The organism is Pseudoalteromonas sp. S3785 (assembly GCF_005887365.1).
Taxonomy (GTDB): Bacteria; Pseudomonadota; Gammaproteobacteria; order Enterobacterales; family Alteromonadaceae; genus Pseudoalteromonas.
The window spans coordinates 71819-93068 of the sequence record NZ_PNCT01000052.1; the positions used below are offsets into that span (position 1 = coordinate 71819).

Sequence of the window (21250 nt, forward strand, 5' to 3'; positions counted from 1 at the left end):
ATTTTAAAAGGCTTGCACGGTATTGGTGAAGGCGGTGAATGGTCTTACCAATTTCACAAAACGGAAATTATGAAAATAACTTATGTAAATATTAAAAAATGCTTTATTTAACGCTATTTGCCCCCTGTATTGTGAGTAATTTACAGTGCGAACAAATGTATTTTTATAAAATTCATTAACAATCATATTGCACCAAAATAATAACATTAGAATCAGTGGGTTAGAGGTTTTATTGTGAATTAAGTGTTAATTTTTAACGCGTTGCATAGTTTTGAATACGTATGCATAAAGTTGTTAATAAAATAATTCGAGCGTTAATATTGATGCTGACAACAAAATTAGCTCGCCTGTTTGACTATCACTCAAATAAAGAAGCGGGTATCACAATATGGGTAACGGGAAAACATCATGTCTATGTTCAAACCAAGTATATTAACGTTGGCAATGGCAACTGCCGGATTAGCAAGCTTTGTCTCTGTAGCAGCGCAAGAAGATACAGTTAAAAATGATGACGTTGAGGTTATCGAAGTAAAAGGATTCCGTGGCAGTGTTGTTGAATCTATCAACACCAAACGCTTTTCTACACAGGTTGTAGAATCTATTTCTGCAGAAGATATAGGTAAACTACCTGACTCTTCAATTGCTGAGTCTATTGCACGCTTACCTGGTTTAACGGCGCAGCGCCTAGATGGTCGTGCAAGTAGAGTATCAATTCGTGGTTTTGGTGAAAACGAAAGTGGTACTACGTTTAACGGCCGCGAGCAAGTATCTATTGGCGATAACCGCGGCGTAGAGTTTGACCTTTACCCTTCAGAAATCATGAGCGGCGTTACTGTATATAAAACACCTAACGCAAGTATCGAAGCCGAAGGTATTGCCGGTGTTATTAACATGCAAACCGTGCGTCCTTTAAGTAAAGGCGAGCGTGTATTCCAAGTTAATGGCCAATACGAGCAAACCAGCTTTGATAAACTAAACCCAGACGGTAACGACGATGGTTACCGCGGTACTATTTCATACATTGATCAGTTTGCTGATGACACTATAGGTGTTGCATTTGCACTAAACACCATGAGCTCACCAAACCAAGAAAAACGTTGGAACTCGTGGGGTTACCCAGAGTTTACTGCTGATGATGGTAATACGTACTCAATTTTAGGTGGCGCAAAACCATTTGTGCGTTCATCAACACTTGAGCGTGATTCAGCCATGCTTGTACTAGAAGCGGCTCCAACAGACAAACTAAACATGACGTTTGATGCATTGTATGTTGACTTTACAGATGAAAAAATCTTACGTGGTATTGAAGTTCCTTTTGCATGGGGCCAAGGTTCGATTGACCCTGCAAGTGTATCTGTAGATGCAGAAAGCGGCTTTATTACCAGTGCGGTAACTAATGGACAGCGCGTGGTTGTTCGCAACGACTACGAAGAGCGTGAAGCAGAGCTAACCGCGTTTGGTTTTAATACTAAATACGATATTGACGATTCATGGTCAGTAGAATTTGATGCAAGTTACTCGCAAGTTGATCGCAAAATATGGAGCCTTGAAAGTTACTCAGGTACAGGGCGCGGCGATTCTCGTGGTATTGCAGATAACCTAGGTTACACCTTTAATGGTGGTAATACTGGCGCTACGTTTACTCATGACTTAGATTACAGTGATTACAGCCTTATTCAATTAGGCGGTCCTTTATCGTGGGGTGCAAGCTCTGCTTTAAACGATAAATATGGTTTAACGGGTACTGAGTATGAAAACCAAGCGCAAGACGGTTTCATTAATGCACCAACGATTGAAGATGAACTATCTACGTTAAAGCTAGCGGCATCAAAAGTATTAGAAAACGAATACTTCAGTTCTATTGAGTTTGGTATGTCTTATAAAGAACGCGAAAAAACAAAAGATTCGCAAGGTTTCTTTATGACGTTATCTGACTTTTCGCTTGATAATCCTGGCATGCTAACTGTACCAGAGCAATATCGTATGGGGAGTGTTGACTTAGGCTTTATTGGCATGGGCGATATGATTGCCTACGATGTAAATGGTCTTGTTAATGACGGCTACTACGACTTACTGGATGAAAGCTTAACGAATACGAGTCATTTAACTAAATCGTGGACAGTTAAAGAAGAAATCACCTCTGCATTTGCACAGGCTAATATTAATGCCGAAGTACGCGGCTTAGCGTTAACGGGTAACATAGGTGTACGTTACGTTCATACCGACCAATCATCGCAAGGTAATGCATTTAGTACTGTAGATGGTATTGTTGTGGCATCACCTACTAATATAAGCCACGATTATTCTCACGTTTTACCGAGCTTGAACTTATCACTTGCAATTGATGAGCAACAAACAGTACGTTTTGGTGCAGCTAAAACAATTTCTCGTGCCCGTTTGGATGAAATGAATGCCTCTATCGACGCATCATACAATACAACACCTGATGAAAACGGTAACTTTTGGTCTGTATCGGGTGGTAATCCTAACTTAGAGCCAAAAGAGGCAACTGGTTACGATTTAACGTACGAAAACTACTTTAGTGATGAAGGTTACTTCTCTGCTGCGTTTTTCTATAAAGACTTAACGCAGTGGATTTTTGACGGCACTTACGAAATTGATATGTCTGGCGTTGCTGACCCATCAACAGGCGAAATTCCTGCAACATCTGAGGGCACAGGTAGCGGTAAAGTCAATGGCGGTGGGGGTGATTTATACGGTTACGAGCTATCACTTGCGCTTCCATTTAAAATATTCCACCCGTCACTTGAAGGTTTTGGTTTAATTGCAAGCCATACCGGTATTGAGTCTGATATTGAAGATCAAAACGGTAATGAGTATGAACTGCCGGGTCTGTCTGACAAAATTCAAAGCTTAACGGTTTACTATGAAATGAATGGTATTCAACTGCGTACCAGCATGCGTAAACGTAGTGCCTTTAAAGGTGATGTATACGGGTTAGGTTTTGATACTCAACAAGTGGACATTCTGGGTGAGACTATCTGGGATGTGCAAGCAGGTTATGACTTCTCTGAAGCTGGTGTTGAAAGCCTTGAAGGGTTATCAATTCAGTTCCAAGTTCAAAACTTAACAGAAGAGCCGTTTACATCGCTTTCTGGCGATAACGCGCTGCAAGTTCGTGACTACCAAGATTACGGGCGTACTTACTTGTTAGGCTTTAGCTACAAGCTATAATAAAGGTTGTGTGTAGGAGCCCTTGTAATTTGTTTTACAAGGGCTTTTTTATAGCTACTTTATCTAATATTAATCCGCAATATTACCTAATCATTTTGTGGGGCTAAACGTGGACACTACTATGAAACCAATAAAACACGTCGTAATCGCTGGTGGGGGTACGGCAGGGTGGATAACAGCTGCCTTGCTTAATAAAGTGTTAGGTAAAGTGATTAAAATAACGCTTATAGAATCAAGCACTATTGGCACGATAGGCGTGGGTGAAGCGACCATTCCGCCTATTATTCAACTTAACAACGCACTGGGTATAAACGAGCAAGATTTTATAAACACTACACATGCATCTATAAAATTAGGAATTGAGTTCGAAAATTGGAAAAACACCTCTCATAGCTACATGCATGCTTTTGGCTCATTTGGAAAAGACTTTCCCTTTTGCGATTTTTACAATTTTTGGATAAAAGGAAAAATTTCAGGCTCTGAAAACAGCCTATGGGATTTTTCATTAAATTACCAAGCAGCAAAAAAACATAAGTTTGCACCCTTAAATACCATTCCTAATACGCAATTACCCGGTTTGAGTTATGCCTATCACTTTGATGCCACTTTATATGCTGAGTTTTTAAAAAATCTCGCAGTGGCACGTGGTGTTGAGCATGTTGATGCCAAAATTGAGCAGGTTGAACAATGTCCGCTATCAGGGAATATAAAATCTTTAACCCTTGATAACTCACAGCAAATAAACGGTGACCTTTTTATAGATGCTACTGGCCAGCGCGCCTTACTCATAGAGCAAACACTAAACACAGGCTTTGTAGATTGGTCTCATTATTTACCGTGTGATAGCGCGGTGGCGGTGCAGTCAAAAGGTACAGACGAGCTAAAACCTTACACGCGTTCAATTGCACACAGCGCGGGCTGGCAGTGGCAAATACCTCTGCAAAGCAGAATCGGTAACGGCTTGGTGTACTGTAGCCGTTATTTATCTGACGATGCGGCAACGCAGTTATTATTAAATAATTTGCCAGCTGAACCGATTACAGCACCACGTGTTATAAAATTTAAAACAGGTCGGCGGTTAAAACAGTGGCACAAAAATGTGGTGTCGGTTGGTCTTGCCAGTGGTTTTTTAGAGCCGTTAGAGTCAACCAGTATTCATTTAATACAAAGCGCCGTGACCCGATTAATAAAGTTGTTTCCGCATAATGGGATTAGCGATGCGTTAGTTACTGAATTTAATAGGCAAAGCGTAATTGAAATAGAACACATTCGTGATTTTATAATTTTGCATTATAAGCTAACTGAGCGAGACGATTCTGCTTTTTGGCGACAATGCAAGCAAATGGACATACCTGACTCATTGGCCCACAAGCTCGAGTTATTTAAGGAAACTGGCAAAGTCGTGCGCGAGAACGACGAATTATTTGCCGAAGTTGCTTGGCAACAAGTATTTATAGGCCAAGGACTTATCCCTGAAGATTACAACAGTATTGTTGACTCACTCAGTAGTGAACAACTTAACGATTTATTTTCCACATTAAATACTTTGATCACTTCAACAGTAGAACAGCTACCTACTCATAAAGAATTTTTAGCAAAAATTAAAAAGGCCTGATGATGCAACTTTTAAATAAACTTTTACTTGTAAGTGCCTGTACTTTACCAACCATTAGCTACGCACTTGACGTTGAGCCCGCTAATTGGTGGGTTGGCATGAACAAAAATACCATAACCATCATGGTGCATGAGCAAAACATTGCAAACGAGCAAATTAAATTAGCTAAATACAACGGCGTTAAGTTAAATAAAATAACCCGTACAGATAATCCAAATTATGTATTTTTAAATATTACCATTACCGACGAAGCTAAAGCCGGAACGCTGGAATTTAATAGCAGTGAAACAAGCAATAACTTTGAGTTTCCACTTCTTGAACGAGATAAAAACAGCGCACAGCGTCAAGGGTTTACATCAGCTGATACGCTTTATTTGATTAACCCGGATCGCTTTGCTAATGGTGATAAACAAAACGATACCCTCCCTAGCATGTTAGAAGCAGCAAACCCGAGCATAAAAGGGGGGCGCCACGGTGGTGATATTCAGGGCGTTATAAACGCACTACCGTATTTAAACGATTTAGGTGTTACACAGCTTTGGTTAACCCCAGTGCTTGAAAACAACATGCCTAACTATTCTTATCATGGTTATGCAATTACAGACTTTTATAAAGTTGACCCGCGTATGGGCTCAAACCAGTTATACAAAACGTTATCAGTAAAAGCAAAAGAACAGGGGATAGGCCTAGTCATGGATATGGTCCTTAACCATTTTGGCTCTGAGCATACTTGGGTTAAAGATAAACCCACTAAAGATTGGATTAACTTTAATGGTGAGTTTAATAAAGGCAAAAATGCCACCAGCCATGCACGTCAAACTATACAAGACCCACACGCCAGTGAATACGACAAGCGCCAGTTTAACGATGGCTGGTTTGTAGAAACCATGCCTGATTTAAATCAGCGCCAACCACTGTTAAGTGAATACTTAATTCAAAATGCGATTTGGTGGATAGAATACGCCGATTTAAGCGGCATACGTGTTGATACCTACTCATATTCAGATAAAGCATTTTTGAGTGATTGGACAAAAGCCATAATGCAAGAGTACCCAGACTTTAATATTGTTGGCGAAGAGTGGACGTCTAACCCTGCTATTGCCTCTTACTGGCAACGTGGTAAGCATAATCAAGATGGCTATACATCAAGCTTACCGAGCGTGATGGACTTTTCGCTGCAAGAGTCGGTAATTCAAGCGCTAAATGAAGATGAGGGTTGGAACACGGGCTGGGTTAAAGTATATGAATCGTTAGCGAATGACTTTTTATACCCTGATACCAATAACATTATGGTATTTGCCGATAACCACGATATGAGCCGTGTATATACCGAGCTTGGACAAGATGTTGCAAAAACTAAAATGGCCATGACGCTATTTTTAACTACGCGCGGTATTGCACAAATGTATTACGGTACGGAGGTTTTATTAGATAACACCCCGAGTAAAGACCATGGTGATATTAGAATAGACTTCCCGGGTGGGTTTAAAGGCCAAACGAGTAATGCATTTACAGGTAAAGGGCTTACCTCGCAGCAAAAAGAGATGCATAACACCATTAGCACCTTGCTTAACTTTAGAAAAAGCAGCACTGCGCTAGATAAAGGCAAATTAGTGCACTTTACGCCTCAACAAGGTGTGTATAGTTATGCGCGTATTAGCGACGAGCAAACTGTGTTGGTATTTATGAATAAAAACACTCAAACGCTACAAAAAAATATTGGGTATATGCAAGAGGTGATGCCTAACAGCACAACAGCATTTAATTTATTTACTCAAAAAACACAAAAGCTTGGCAAAACCATTGAATTACCAGCGATGAGCGCAACGGTACTCGTTATAAATACGCCACAATAGTGACCTGAATACGTATGCAGCAACTGTATGGTTGCTGCAGTAATCTTTAGTATAAAGTTAATAACAATACTGACAAAAGACACGCAATGAAAAAATCCGTTTATGTATCCGCAGTACTGTGCAGCTTACTTGTTGCAACTGGGTGTTCAGAAAATAACAAACCTGAACAACAGCAAACACCTGCACACACGCAAAATGAGCTTACCAAGCCGGTTGTATACCAAGTATTTACTCGGTTGTTTGGTAATACCGAAACAGCCAATGTGCCTTGGGGCACAAAAGAGCAAAACGGTGTAGGTAAATTTGTCGACTTTAACGACGCAGCGCTTAAAGGCATTAAAGAACTTGGTACCACGCATGTTTGGTATACTGGTGTGTTACACCACGCCCTAGTTGGCGATTATACCGACTACGGTATTTCACAAGATGACCCCGATGTAGTAAAAGGCCGCGCGGGTTCACCGTACGCGATTAAAGATTACTACGACGTTAATCCCGATTTAGCCGTTAACGTATCAAACCGCATGGATGAATTTACTGCACTTATAGAGCGTACACATAGCCACGGTATGAAAGTCATTATTGATATAGTGCCTAACCATGTTGCCCGAAATTATCAATCACTTGGAAAGCCTAAAGGCGTAGAGGATTTTGGCGCGCAAGACGACACCAGCAAAACGTACGATAAAAATAACAACTTTTATTATGTGCCGGGTCAGTCATTTCAAGTACCTAGCTCTACAACCTACACCGTGCTAGGTGGAAAGGCTCACCCTCTTGCAAATGGCTTTTTTGATGAAACGCCTGCTAAATGGACAGGTAACGGTGCCCGTGCACCAAAACCCGATATTAACGACTGGTACGAAACAGTAAAAGTAAATTATGGCGTTAAGCCAGATGGTAGTTTCGATTTTGCTCAGCTGCCCAACGACTATAAAGACAAGGATTACCATGCCCATTATGCGTTTTGGCAAGATAAAGAGCTACCAGATAGCTGGTACAAATTTAGAGATATTGCGCTTTTTTGGCTAGACAAAGGTGTTGACGGCTTTAGGTTCGACATGGCCGAAATGGTACCGGTTGAATTTTGGAGCTTTTTAAATTCATCAATAAAAATGCAAAAAAGCGACGCCTTTTTATTGGCCGAAGTCTATAACCCGTTAATGTACCGAGCGTATATTCAACAAGGTAAAATGGATTACCTTTACGATAAGGTCGGCTTTTACGATACCTTAAAAGCAATAATGCAACTAAAACTACCCGCCAATAGTATTTTTGAGGCGCATCAAAGTGTGCTCGACATAGAGCAGCACATGCTGCATTTTTTAGAAAATCACGACGAACAACGTATCGCCAGCCCAGACTTTGCCGGTAATGCCCAGTGGGGTAAACCTGCTTTAGTTGTCTCTAGTTTGATCAGCCGTTCGCCAACCCTCTTATATTTTGGTCAAGACGTGGGAGAGGATGGCTCTGAAAACGCAGGATTTGGAACGCCGACACGTACCAGTATATTTGATTACATTGGCGTACCAGCGCACCAAGCATGGATGAATAACGGAAAATTTGATGGGGCTAATTTAAGCGCCGATCAAGTCGCACTTCGTGATTACTACAAAGCGGTTATGTCACTTAATAAATTACCCGCTGTAGTGGGAGGAGAGATGTCACCTCTTAAGCTTGAAGGCAGTGAGCGCGTTGTTGGTTTTACCCGCTCTTTAGGTCAGCAAAGTGTGTATGTGCTGAGTAACTTTAGCGCGCAGCCACAAACAATTACAGTTAATGTATCAAAGGCACAATTAGCTGCAATGAGTGAAAATACGCTATTAAATGATTTACTTGAAAATTATACCACCGAGCTTAAAGCTCATGCGCAAGGCGCTACATTTAACCTCACACTTGATGCATTTAGCAGCGCAGTATTAATAAATAAGGCTAATAATGAATAATCAAAATAATAATACCGATAAGCCAAATTTAAGTTTTTGGCAGATATGGAACATGTGCTTTGGCTTTTTAGGCATACAGTTTGGTTTTGCCCTACAAAACGGCAATGTGAGCCGTATATTTCAAACATTAGGCGCACAAGTAGATGATATTCCCATTTTATGGGTTGCAGCACCGCTAACCGGGTTGATTGTACAGCCAATTATTGGTTACTGGAGCGATAAAACGTGGGGGCGCTTTGGTCGTCGCCGTCCATTCTTTTTTGTTGGGGCTGTGCTCACAACGCTTTCGTTGTTTATTATGCCGCACTCGCCAACACTTTGGATTGCCGCCGGTATGTTATGGATCATGGATGCGTCAATCAACGTAACCATGGAACCATTTAGAGCGCTTGTTGGTGATAATCTACCAGAAAAACAACGTGCGACAGGTTACGGTTTACAAAGCTTTTTTATTGGTATTGGTGCGGTGTTAGCCTCGGCGTTACCGTGGATGATGACCAACTGGTTTGACGTAAGTAATACCGCGGCACCAGGGCAAATTCCTGAATCAGTTAAATACTCATTTTATTGGGGCGGGGTGGTGTTACTTGTTGCCGTGCTTTGGACCGTGGCACGAACTAAAGAATACAGCCCGGAGCAATTAGCGGCTTTTGAAAAACAAAGCGCTCAACCTACAACAAGCAACGTGGTTGATATTAACTTTAATAAGGGGGCCATTATTTTTGTGGTGCTGGGTTTAGCAACCCTTGCATTAGTAATGGGGCTATCCCTTGGAAAAGAGCTTTACCTACTTGCTGGTGGCTTACTTGCGTTTGGTATTGTGCAGTGGATTGCAGCAGCGCTTAAAAGTGCCAATAAAACGCAAGGTGGTTTTTACCAAGTAGTACAAGATGTATTTACTATGCCAGAGGCCATGAAACAGCTTGCCTGGGTGCAGTTTTTTAGCTGGTTTACTTTATTTGCCATGTGGATTTATACCACGGCGGCAGTTACAAGCTTTCATTATGGTAGTAGCGATGCAACCTCTAAAGCATTTAACGATGGTGCAGACTGGGTAGGCATTTTATTTGCCGCGTACAATGGTTTTGCCGCTATTGCCGCTATGTGTATTCCGTTTTTAGTTAAAAAAATGGGGTTAAAAGGCGCGCATTGTTTTAATTTATTGCTGGGCGCATTAGGCCTTGCAAGCTTTATGTTTATTCAAGATCCTAAAATGTTACTTATTCCTATGATTGGTGTGGGCTTTGCGTGGGCGTCTATTTTATCGCTGCCTTACGCCATGTTAAGTAATGCTCTACCGAGTAACAAAATGGGCGTTTACATGGGTATTTTTAACTTTTTTATAGTTATACCTCAGTTACTTGCCGCCAGTATTCTAGGGCTTATTTTACGCCATGCATTTTCAAATCAACCTATTTACGCATTATTAATTGGTGCAGCCTCGTTTGTTGTTGCCGGCATTGCTGTAATGCGCGTTAAAAATTCAAATTAAGGACACACAATGAAAAAATACAACCTTATCACCGCCTCACTTTTAACGTTAGGTTTAACGGCTTGTGGCGCTCAAAACACAAGCACGACTGATGAAACTACCGCTGCACAAGTTACATCGGCACCTGGTGCCCCAGGCGCAGAGCCGTTTTGGGCTTATGCAGGTAAAACAGGTATTGGTACATCTTTTGAACAATACCAAAACGGACAATATACGGATGCAGCTGCAACGGGTGATGTATCTAAAGTATGGTTTTCAATTGCTAAAGGTATGATCACCGAAACCATGTTTGGGCTTATTCATCAAGCACAAATTAAAGACATGCAATTTGTTGTTACAGGTAAAGACTTTACCGTTAGTGAAGCCGATGAATTAGATGTCACCATAGATTACTTATATAAAGATGCACAAGGTCGCCCACTTTCGCTTGCTTATAAAGTAACAAGCACTGACAAACAAGGCCGCTTTAGCCTAGAAAAACACATATTTACCGACCCTGACGGGCAAACCCTGTTTATACGCAGCATATTTAATACTGAGCTTGAAGGGCTAAAAGCGTATGTGTCTGTTAATCCGTACATTAACAACAACGGCTTAGGTGACTTTGCTAAAACAACAGATCACGGCCTCGTTGCATGGGAAGACGATAACTATTTATCACTTCAATCAGCAACCCCTTTTAAAGCTAAAACAGTGGGCTTTACAGGGGAAAGCGATGGTATTAACGCACTTAAAACAACGCAATCTTTAAAAAACCAATACACAAATACTGGCGAAACTGCAGGTAACGTAAGTATGTTGGCAGAGCTTGGTGAAATAAGCGCAAATACCACCTTTGATTTGGCTCTAAGCTTTGGCAAAACGCAGCAGCAAAGTTTCAATGAAGGTAAAAAAAGCTTAGCGAAAGGGTATCAAACAGTACTTGAACACTATAACGGAAAAGGGGAAGCGCTGGGCTGGCAAGATTACCTACAAAGCCTAAAACCGCTTAATAGCATGGTTGAGCAAACCGCCGATAACGGCAAGCTTTTATACACCAGTGCCATGGTATTAAAAGCACAAGAAGATAAAACACACGCAGGGGCATTAATTGCTTCTCTATCTAATCCGTGGGGCGAAACGGTATCTGCTAAAGAGGGTTCTACAGGTTATAAAGCAGTGTGGGTGCGCGATTTTTATCAAGTAGCCATGGCATTTATGGCGCTTGGCGATACTGCCACAGCAAAAACAGCATTCGAATACCTTGAAAAAGTACAAGTAAACAGCAAAACACCGGGCAATAATGGCGATACAGGCTGGTTTTTACAAAAAACACATGTAGATGGTGAACTAGAATGGGTAGGCGTACAGCTTGACCAAACTGCTATGCCTATAATGCTTGCTTGGAAGTTACACAAAGCCAATGTACTTAGCGATGAAGAGCTAAAAAGTTGGTACGGCAAAATGTTAAAACCTGCGGCTGATTTTTTAGTGGATGGCGGGCTTGCTAAAATTTTGTGGAACGACACACAAATTACACCACCGGCAACACAGCAAGAGCGCTGGGAAGAGCAAGAAGGTTACTCCCCTTCAACAACTGCAGCAATAGTCGCTGGCCTTATTACCGCAAGCGATATCGCAACGCTTAGTGGCGATGATAAAAACGCAAAGCGCTACCTTGTTACGGCTAAAAAATACAGTAATGACATCGAATCGCACATGTTTACTACCGAAGGTAACTTAAAAGGCGAGAATAGCGATGGCGAATACTTTATTCGTATAGGCCAAGATACCGATGCAAATTCAGACACTAAAATTAACGCTAATAATGGCCGCGAAGGGTTTAATAAAAAGCAAATTTTAGATGGCGGATTTTTAGAGCTAGTACGCTACGGCGTTCGCGATGCTAACGACGAAAGCATTGTTAAAACACTGCCAGAGTACGATGACGAAACGCTTGAAGATAACTTACAAGTTAGATACAGCTTTAGCTTTGACGATGGCAGCGGCACATTTGCAGGCTACCGTCGATATGGTAACGACGGCTACGGTGAAGATGAAGTAACAGGCACTAATTACGCAGAAGGTGGTAGCAACACACCAGGTCAACGCGGTCGTGTTTGGCCATTTTTCACTGGTGAGCGCGGGCATTACGAAATCGCAGCAGCGAATGCAAACAACGCTCTGGATGATGCTAAACAAGCACAAATTAAAAACAGCTATGTAAAAGGCTTAGAACAATTTGCTAATAACGGCCTTATGTTACCCGAGCAAGTATGGGATGGCGTAGGGGTTAACAAAGCAGGTTATGAGCTTGGCGAGGGGACTAATTCAGCAACCCCATTGGCATGGACTCACGCCGAGTATATTAAATTAGTTCGTTCACTCAGCGACAAACAAGTTTGGGATCATTACCCTATTGTTGAGAAAGCTTTGAAATAAGGCTAGTTCAAAATCTAAAATTAAAGCCACGGTTAATAGCCGTGGCTTTTTTGTATTTAAGTGGGGTTAGTGTTTAATAAGCACATGAAGTTGAGTTGTAAACCCTTAACTAGACCCTCTGGCAATTAACACTGGCGGTAAAAGGGTGCTTTGCACTTCTTCCTCGCGAATTAGCTTTAGAAGGTTTTCTACCAGCATTTGTCCTGCAACGGTGGTGTCTTGCGCTATTGTAGTAAGCGGTGGGTTTATATAGCTTGCTATGGCTATGTTATCAAAGCCGACCACAGCCACTTCGTTAGGAACATTAATATTGGCTTCTTTTAAAGCGCGAATTGCACCAATGGCTATTAAATCACTGGCGGCAAATAAGGCGTTAAATTTAATGTTATTTGCTATGAGTGAGCGTGTAGCATGGTAACCCGACTCTTCAGTAGAAATAGCATTGGCCATTTTTCGCTCATTAATGGTTATACCACTAGTAAGTAGCTCATCTTTAAACCCCTGAAAGCGGGCAAAAAATTCTGGACTGTGATCAGAAGCATCACCGATAAAGGCACAATCAGTCCGGTTATGGGCAATTAAATGGCCAGCAGCTAGTTTACCTCCGCCGTAGTTATCACAACATACGGTTAAATCCGGGCGGTTATCGACGGTGGCGCCCCAGCATACAAATTTTGTGTTTTGCTCTAGTAAGGTTTTAAATTTTGGTTGAAAGTCTATGTAATCACCATAGCCGAGTAAAATTATGCCATCGGCTCTGTGGCTGTCTTCGTAATCAGCTTGCCAATCGGCGCTGGCTGATTGAAACGAGACTAATAAGTCGTAACCTTCTTTAGCACACGCCCGGGTAATACTGCCCAACATAGACAAAAAGAAAGGGTTTATTTGTGATTCATCTGATGTTGGGTCTTCAAACAATAATAGCGCAAGGGTACTACTTTGCTGAGTACGCAAGTTGCTGGCATTTTTATCCACTTTATAGTTAAGTTGCTTAGCTATGTCGTGAACGCGTTTGCGTGTTTCTGCATTAACAAGAGGGCTATTACGTAAAGCGCGAGATACCGTTGATTGTGAAACCCCTGCATAATGGGCAATGTCAAATGAGGTGGCTTTACCTTTCATTGTTACAACTTAATTAAATGCTAAATAATTGTGTCATTTTCGACTATTAATGAATTATTTCAAGCTTTTTAAGATTTATTATTGATCTAATCCTGACACCGGTGTCATAATGCAAGTGTTTTATCATTTTGTTGTCAGAACGTATTAGTTGCAATTTTAAATAGCAGCCTTTTTTACTGTGATAGCTACTTTGAGGTGATAGCTCAAAGTATATAAATAACAATGCAAAGCCATTGTAAAATAATAAGCATAAGCCGCTTACACAAAAGAGATAATACCATGAACCAAAATCCTTCTGCCCAGTTTAACCCTATCTTAGTTGCTGATATAGGGGGCACCAATGCGCGCTTTGCATTAATTACCGATTTTAACGAGCAATTAAACCAATTTGTTATTGAGCATATTAACATATTCCCTAGCGCAAACTTTGGTTCTTTAGAAAGTGCACTTGAACAATATTTAACAACTATTCCTCATATTAAACCAACACATGCGTGTCTAGCTGTTGCAGGCCCTATAAAAGCAGGGCAAGTACATTTAACAAATTTAGGTTGGCATTTTAGTGTTAACGAATTTAAAGCACAATTTAATTTAATTCAGTTAGAAGTAATTAATGATTTTGCAGCCTTTGCTTATGCAGCCCCTTACTTAGACTCAACGCAAAATATTACGATTAAATCAGGCCAAGCCGATGCTAACGCTAATATAGGTGTAATGGGACCCGGTACTGGTTTTGGCGCAGCGTGTTTAGTGCGTACAGCACAATCTACAGCAGTGTTGAGCTCTGAAAGCGGCCATATGACGCTTGCTCCAGTAAACGAGCTTGACTCTTTATTAATAAGTGAGCTTCGTAAAGAGCACCCTCATGTTTCTGTTGAAACTGTTTTTTCAGGCCCAGGTATTACCCATTTATACAAAGCCATGGCTGCGGTGAAAGGTGTTAAACCTAAAAATTTAGATGCAGCGCAAATCAGTAGCCTGGCTAACAGTGGCGAGTGTGAAGTGTGTGATGCAACCCTAAACCAGTTTTGTGATTGGATAGGCAGTGTGGCTGGCGACTTAGCTGTTGCATACGGTGCATTAGGTGGCTTGTTTTTAGGCGGTGGGATTTTACCTCGAATGCAAAGCCGATTATTAGAAAGTCGTTTTGTAGAGCGTTTTTCGCAAAAAGGCGTAATGTCACAATATGCGAGTCAGATTCCAGTTACGCTGGTAACGCAAGATAACATTCCACTTATTGGCGCTGGTGCGTGTTTATATAACAGCAAATAGTTTTTGTTTAATGGTTGTATTTGGATAATGAACAAATGAAAAAAGTAACCATAAATAGTGTAGCAAGCCATGCGGGCGTTTCTAAAAAAACAGTATCGCGGGTTTTAAATAACGAGCCTAATGTAAGTGCAGCGACGCGTGAAAAAGTGCTGAAAGTATTTAAAGAGCTTGATTATACGCCAAACCCAATAGCACGCGGACTTGCTCAAAATCGTAGCTTTATTATTGGCTGTTTGTACGACAACCCAAGTAAAAGCTATATAACACGTGTACAAACAGGTGCACTTGCTGCCTGTAAAGAGAATAACTACAACTTATTAATACACCCCTGCGAATTACGTGGTGACGATTTAATTAACGATATAGAACAGTTATTACAAACATCACGCTTAGATGGCGTTGTGCTTACCCCACCATTTGGTGATTTTGAAAAGCTCGCTAATTTTTTAAAAGCTAAAAAAATACCGTATGCACGGGTTGCATCAGCACTGCTTGAAGATGATTCAATTTCAGTTCGTAGCAACGACGAGCAGGGCGCGTATGAAATTACTGAGCATTTAATTTCGCTTGGTCACAAATCTATTGCCTTTATTAAAGGGCACCCTGATCATAGTGCTACTGAGCAGCGCTTTAAAGGTTACAGGCGAGCTTTAGCAAGCCACGGGATTGAATTTGACGAGCGTTTAGTTGAAGAGGGTAACTTTAGTTATCACTCTGGTGTAGACAGTGCACGCAGTATTTTAGATTTATCGCCAAGGCCTACGGCTGTATTTGCATCGAACGATTACATGGCGGCGGCGGTACTTAAGCTTGCTACACAGCGTCAATTAAAAGTGCCAGATGATATTTCTATAGCGGGGTTTGATAACGCGCCAATTGCACGCCACATTTGGCCAGGCTTAACAACTATTGCACAGCCAGTTGAAGAAATGACTAAACAGGCTGTAACGCAGCTTATTTCGCATATTTCACAACCTCAAGAACAGCCGTATCAGGTAACTCTTGAATCACGACTAATAACGCGAGAGTCCACAGCGGTCATAAAGTAAACTTTATTTGTTTTTCACAGTAACCCGAATATGAGTGACGCTTATTCGGGTTTTTTTTGTGCGGATTTTAGTAAATAAACTAAAATTACTATGTTCATTAATTGGTCACGTTAAAATTTTACACTAATTTTGTTACTCAGGGTTGACACCGGTGTCAATGCTATGCGTTAATACAGTGACACCGGTGTCAGGGTTGTTGTGAGAGGCTCCCTGGTAGCGTACCTTTGAACGGGTAAATCAAAGATGCTCAGTGCAGTTATTTACGTGGAGTCTGTAATTGCTACTGAGCCTTTTTCCTCTAACTAATAGAGATGAGCTAAATTATGTTGCACCCTCGCATTGAAGAAGTCACCCAACGCGTTATTGAACGCAGTAAACAAACCCGTCAAGATTATTTAGATCGTATTTCGCATGCAAAAAAACAAACAAGAGTTCGTGCTGGACTAGGTTGCGGAAACATCGCTCACGTAATGGCTGCGTGTAGCAGCGACGACAAAGCGCGCTTAAAGGCTGATGAGCAGCCAAATCTTGCTATTATCAACTCATATAACGATATGCTTTCGGCCCATGTGCCATACAAAGACTTTCCTGATTTAATTAAAGATATTGCCACTAAGTACGATGCCACTGCCCAAGTTGCAGGCGGCGTACCAGCAATGTGTGATGGTGTTACGCAAGGGCGTGACGGTATGGAATTGTCACTTTTTTCTCGTGATGTAATTGCTATGTCTACGGCGGTTTCATTATCGCATGACGTATTTGATGGCGTATTTTGTTTAGGCGTATGTGACAAAATTGTCCCTGGTTTATTAATTGGTGCCTTATCGTTTGGTCATTTACCAGTGTTCTTTTTACCTGCTGGCCCAATGCAATCTGGTATCCCAAATAAAGAAAAGGCTCGTATTCGCCAAAAATTTGCACAAGGCTTAGTTAGCCGTGATGTATTACTTGAGGCTGAAAGCGCGTCATACCATAGCGCTGGTACATGCACGTTTTACGGTACTGCTAACTCAAACCAAATGTTAATGGAAATAATGGGCTTACACCTTCCAGGTAGCTCGTTTATTAACCCTTACACTGAGCTTCGCGATGGTTTAACAGGTAATGCTGTAGAAACTATGCTTAAACAGCTTACAGGCGATAAAGAAAGCCCATGTTTAGCAGATGTGATCAGCGAAAAAACCATCATTAATGGTTTAGTTGGCTTGTTATCTACAGGTGGCTCTACTAACCACGCTATCCACATTGTTGCTATCGCAAAAGCAGCAGGTGTACAAATAACGTGGAAAGACATGTCTGATTTATCAGAAGTTGTACCACTACTTACGCGTATTTACCCTAATGGCTCGGCTGATGTTAATCATTTTCAAGCTGCCGGCGGTATGGGTTTCTTAATGCGTGAACTAGCCGGTGCTGGTTATTTGCATACTGACGTTAAAACTATGCTTGGTGAAGGCTTAGCCCCTTACATGATGGAGCCGCGTTTAGATAAAGACGACAGCTTAATTATGAGCGATTCAACAGGTCCTTCAAAAGTTAAATGGGTAGATTGCCCAGAAAACTCACTTGATGAAGAAGTACTTCGTCCTGTTAACAATCCGTTTAGTAAGCAAGGTGGCCTGCAACTTCTAACAGGTAACTTAGGCAAAGCCGTAATAAAAGTGTCTGCTGTCGCAACAGAGCATCAAGTAGTAACAGCCCCTGCTAAAGTGTTTAGCTCACAAGGCGAATTGCAAGAAGCTTACACCCGAGGCGAGTTAAACCAGGACTTTATAGCCGTGCTTAAAGAGCAGGGACCTAAAGCGAAAGGTATGCCAGAGCTTCATAAATTAACGCCAGTAATGGCAACCCTTCAAGACGAAGGCTTTAAAGTAGCTATAGTAACTGATGGCCGCATGTCGGGTGCATCAGGTAAAGTGCCTGCTGCTATTCACTTAGCGCCAGAAGCCGTTGAAGGGGGCATTATTGCAAAAATTCTAGAAGGCGATTTAGTAACCTTAGATGCGCCAAACGGAATCTTAAAAGTACACGTTAGCGACGAAGAGCTTGCTAAGCGTGAACTACAACTTAGTCAACCAAGTTTAACATTTGGTACCGGCCGAGAATTATTTACTGGATTTAGAAATATTGTAAGCAGCGCCGATTTAGGTGCTAGTGCTTTTGGACTTGAATAATAATTGCCACACACTGGGTAATGAGGAACAAGTAATGAGTATTGAAAAAATCTTAGCGTCGGCACCTGTGGTGCCAGTGGTTGTAATCGAAAAATTAGAAGATGCAGCACCACTCGCTAGAGCGTTATACAACGGTGGCCTAAAAGCACTTGAAATTACGCTACGTACGCCTGTTGCAGTTGAAGCTGTGAAACTAATGAAAGCAGAAGTTCCAGAAGCTTACGTTGGTACAGGTACAGTGGTTGATAAAGCAAGCTTTGATGCCTCAGTAGAAGCAGGCGCTGATTTTATGGTAAGCCCAGGTGTAAGTGATGAATTATTAGCGTTAGCTAAAAATTCTGATACGCCATTTTTACCTGGCGCAGCAACTGCAAGCGAAGTAATGCAGTTAGCAAGCCATGGCTTTAAGTATTTAAAGTTCTTCCCAGCTGAAGCTGCTGGCGGAACAGCCATGCTTAAGTCGATTGGTGGCCCATTACCACATATTACTTTTTGCCCAACAGGTGGCATTAGCCTAGCAACAGCCCCTAATTACTTAGCGCTTAACAACGTAATTTGTGTTGGTGGTACGTGGATGCTAGACAAGCAACTAATTGAAAACAAAGACTGGCAAGCCATTGAAGCGCTTGCTCGACAAGCAAGTGAAGTTAAATAGGAGTCTAAAAATGATTAATGTAGCAATTAATGGCTATGGCCGTATCGGTCGCAATGTATTACGTGCACTTTACGAGTCAGCACAAAACAGTGAGATTAAAATTGTAGCAATTAACGATTTAGCACCGGCTAACGTAAATGCGCATTTAACACAATTTGACTCAGTTCATGGTCAATTTTCTCAAAAAGTAACACTTGAAGATAACACCATGTTAATTGGTGACGACGTAATTACTTTGACGCAAGAGCGTGACCCTGCAAACTTACCGTGGAAAGAGCTTAACGTAGATATCGTTTTAGAATGTACGGGTTTTTTCACTAAGCGTGAAGATGCCGCTAAACACATTACAGCAGGTGCTAAAAAAGTAATCGTATCTGCACCTGGCAAAGACTTAGATGCAACAGTAGTGCACGGTGTTAACAGCGATGTAATTAACGCTGATAGCAACATTATTTCTAATGCATCTTGTACTACTAACTGTTTAGCGCCAATTGCTAAAGCAATTAACGACACAGTTGGTATTGAGCAAGGTAGCATGACTACAATCCATGCTTACACAAACGATCAAAACTTATCTGACGTTTACCACCCAGATTTATACCGTGCACGTAGTGCAACTCAGTCTATGATCCCAACTAAAACAGGTGCTGCAGCAGCTGTTGGCTTAGTACTTCCTGAGCTTGCGGGTAAATTAGACGGTATGTCGGTACGTGTACCTACTATCAATGTTTCTTTAGTTGATTTTACGTTTATCACTAAGCGCGACACAACAGCTGAAGAAATCAACGAAGTAATGAAAGCCGCAGCGACAGGTTCAATGAAAGAAATTTTAGAGTACAACGAGCTTCCGCTTGTTTCTATTGATTTTAATCACAACCCTGCGTCGTCAATTTTTGATTCAACGCAAACTAAAGCTGATGGCAAATTAGTTAAAGTAATGGCTTGGTACGACAACGAGTGGGGTTTCTCAAACCGCATGTTAGACCAAGTTAAAGCATTAGGTCAGTACTTATAATTGATCGTGTAAAAGTTTAGCTTTATCCAACCAAGCCTGCATTATGCAGGCTTTTTTAGTTTTATTGATTTATAGCCGTTCGTTTAATAAAGCGCTTAGTGCTTTAAAACTAGGGCGCGAGGCAATAGCAGTGTTTATAGCACGCGCTGCTATATCGGACATTTTAACAAACAGTTCGGTTTGCTTATCTGCTTCGCTAACCGTACTTAGTAAGTCGTCAATTAAGCAACCAAAAGCACGTACTTCTATAAGCTCTATGCATTTTTGTTCTTGATGGGTAAGCATGGCTAAATTAGTAGCCGCACCAAAATCGCCAAATAAAACATCATATTGCTCATTTATCATGGTGTTGTGTGCGTAAATATCGCCATGGCTTACGTGATTATCATGCAGGTGAGCAAGCGTATTAGCCATCTGTTTTGCTATTTTATAAACAGCTTCAATAGGGTAATTACAATCATCATTGAATGTATCGCGGGTGCAGGTTTGTAAGCTCGGCGGTAAACCTAAATTTGTATAACTGGTACCTATTAGCTCCATCACTAAGCCAAGCTGCGTGCTTTGCTCTATGTAACTTAATACGTTAATTAAATTTTTATGATTCCCCGCCTGTAAGCAGCAGTTTACTTCATCAAGTGGGTAACCATCGCTTGTAATTGCTCCTTTAAAAAGTTTTACCGCCACATTGTTATTTTCTGCTTTTGCTAGGTGTATAACGCCCGATGCACCTTGGCCTATTACTTTTTTAAGCTGAAAATTTTCAAGCGGGGTATTTTTTAAAGTACTTTTTGTTAAGCACTGCGCTTTATTAAATTCGTTACCTGCAAATGCAAGCCAAGCAAGTTTTGGTAATTCTAGTAGCCAATTATCAATTTTTGCTAAGTTATTAGCAGAGAGCCTTACAAGCTCTAAATTAGTACATTTAGCCATACTTGTTGGTAAATGTGTTAACTCATTGCCAGCTAGCGCAAGCTTTTTAAGCTGTGTGTAATTGCCAAAGTCACCTGGTAACGCGCTCAATTTGTTATCGGTAAGTATTAACCATTCAATATTTTTAGGTAAGCTGTTAAGAGCAAACTCTGTTATTTGATTGCCTTTAAATGCAACCATAATTAAAGCAGGGCACTTAGCGAGTACTTCAGGTATATGTTTAAATTGGTTAAACGATAAAAACACCCGCTTTAAACGGTGCAAGCAGGCAAATTCCGCAGGTAAATCTGATAACTTGTTATTTGATAAATCGAGTACTTCGAGGGTGTCTGCAAGGGTAAAAATTTCTGAGGGGAGCTCTGTTAATTCTTCAACGAGTTGTACGCGTGTAACGCCATTTAACTTACCCGCTTTAAGCTCTGCAAGGGTATTCATAAAATTTAATAAGCCTTTTAAAATAAAAAAGCCAACATCGCTGTTGGCTTAAAATAAATGCGTTCAGTAAAAT

The 21250-nt window shown here is 41.2% G+C and carries 13 protein-coding genes; 11 read left to right on the forward strand and 2 right to left on the reverse strand.

Annotated features, from left to right (window positions below):
* The first annotated feature begins 408 nt into the window (after positions 1-408).
* The 6 genes from CWC17_RS13380 (at position 409) to CWC17_RS13405 (ending at position 12525) form a co-directional block, all read left to right on the forward strand.
* On the forward strand, positions 409-3195 hold the full coding sequence (locus tag CWC17_RS13380) for a TonB-dependent receptor (protein ID WP_138540717.1): 2787 nt from the start codon (positions 409-411) through the stop codon (positions 3193-3195).
* A gap of 121 nt (positions 3196-3316) precedes the next feature.
* Positions 3317-4810, forward strand: a complete 1494-nt coding sequence (locus CWC17_RS13385; protein WP_138540716.1) for a tryptophan halogenase family protein — start codon at positions 3317-3319, stop codon at positions 4808-4810.
* Positions 4810-6666 carry a glycoside hydrolase family 13 protein gene (locus tag CWC17_RS13390; protein ID WP_138540715.1) on the forward strand — a complete coding sequence of 619 codons (1857 nt, stop codon included), beginning with the start codon at positions 4810-4812 and terminating at the stop codon, positions 6664-6666. Before CWC17_RS13385 ends, CWC17_RS13390 begins: the two co-directional genes overlap by 1 nt.
* Before the next feature lie 86 nt (positions 6667-6752).
* Positions 6753-8612 carry an alpha-amylase family glycosyl hydrolase gene (locus CWC17_RS13395; protein WP_138613376.1) on the forward strand — a complete coding sequence of 620 codons (1860 nt, stop codon included), beginning with the start codon at positions 6753-6755 and terminating at the stop codon, positions 8610-8612.
* Positions 8605-10104 (forward strand): MFS transporter, encoded by a 1500-nt coding sequence (locus CWC17_RS13400; RefSeq protein ID WP_138613378.1) that lies wholly within the window; start codon positions 8605-8607, stop codon positions 10102-10104. Before CWC17_RS13395 ends, CWC17_RS13400 begins: the two co-directional genes overlap by 8 nt.
* A 9-nt stretch (positions 10105-10113) precedes the next feature.
* Entirely contained in the window at positions 10114-12525 is a 2412-nt protein-coding gene (locus tag CWC17_RS13405; protein ID WP_138613380.1) for a glycoside hydrolase family 15 protein, read from the forward strand.
* Positions 12526-12630: 105 nt separating this feature from the next.
* Here CWC17_RS13405 and CWC17_RS13410 read toward each other — a convergent pair whose 3' ends face one another.
* Positions 12631-13647 carry a LacI family DNA-binding transcriptional regulator gene (locus CWC17_RS13410; RefSeq protein ID WP_055014988.1) on the reverse strand — a complete coding sequence of 339 codons (1017 nt, stop codon included), beginning with the start codon at positions 13645-13647 and terminating at the stop codon, positions 12631-12633.
* A gap of 279 nt (positions 13648-13926) precedes the next feature.
* Here CWC17_RS13410 and glk point away from each other — a divergent pair, with 279 nt between their 5' ends.
* The 5 genes from glk to gap all read left to right on the forward strand — a co-directional run bounded on the left by glk (position 13927) and on the right by gap (position 19812).
* Entirely contained in the window at positions 13927-14919 is a 993-nt protein-coding gene (gene glk, locus CWC17_RS13415; protein WP_138613382.1) for a glucokinase, read from the forward strand.
* A 35-nt stretch (positions 14920-14954) separates the two neighbouring features.
* Positions 14955-15968 (forward strand): LacI family DNA-binding transcriptional regulator, encoded by a 1014-nt coding sequence (locus tag CWC17_RS13420; RefSeq protein WP_138613384.1) that lies wholly within the window; start codon positions 14955-14957, stop codon positions 15966-15968.
* Between the two features lie 323 nt (positions 15969-16291).
* A complete protein-coding gene (edd, locus tag CWC17_RS13425; protein WP_138540711.1) occupies positions 16292-18142 on the forward strand; it encodes a phosphogluconate dehydratase in 1851 nt (616 codons plus the stop codon).
* Positions 18143-18176: 34 nt separating this feature from the next.
* Positions 18177-18797, forward strand: a complete 621-nt coding sequence (gene eda / locus CWC17_RS13430; protein WP_055014984.1) for a bifunctional 4-hydroxy-2-oxoglutarate aldolase/2-dehydro-3-deoxy-phosphogluconate aldolase — start codon at positions 18177-18179, stop codon at positions 18795-18797.
* 10 nt (positions 18798-18807) lie between these two features.
* Complete coding sequence (gene gap, locus CWC17_RS13435) at positions 18808-19812, forward strand: type I glyceraldehyde-3-phosphate dehydrogenase (protein WP_138613386.1); 1005 nt, start codon at positions 18808-18810, stop codon at positions 19810-19812.
* A gap of 69 nt (positions 19813-19881) precedes the next feature.
* On the opposite strand, the gene CWC17_RS13440 is transcribed toward gap, so the two are convergent.
* Positions 19882-21177: a leucine-rich repeat domain-containing protein gene (locus CWC17_RS13440; protein WP_138613388.1), complete on the reverse strand. Its 1296-nt coding sequence runs from the start codon at positions 21175-21177 to the stop codon at positions 19882-19884.
* Positions 21178-21250: the final 73 nt, after the last annotated feature.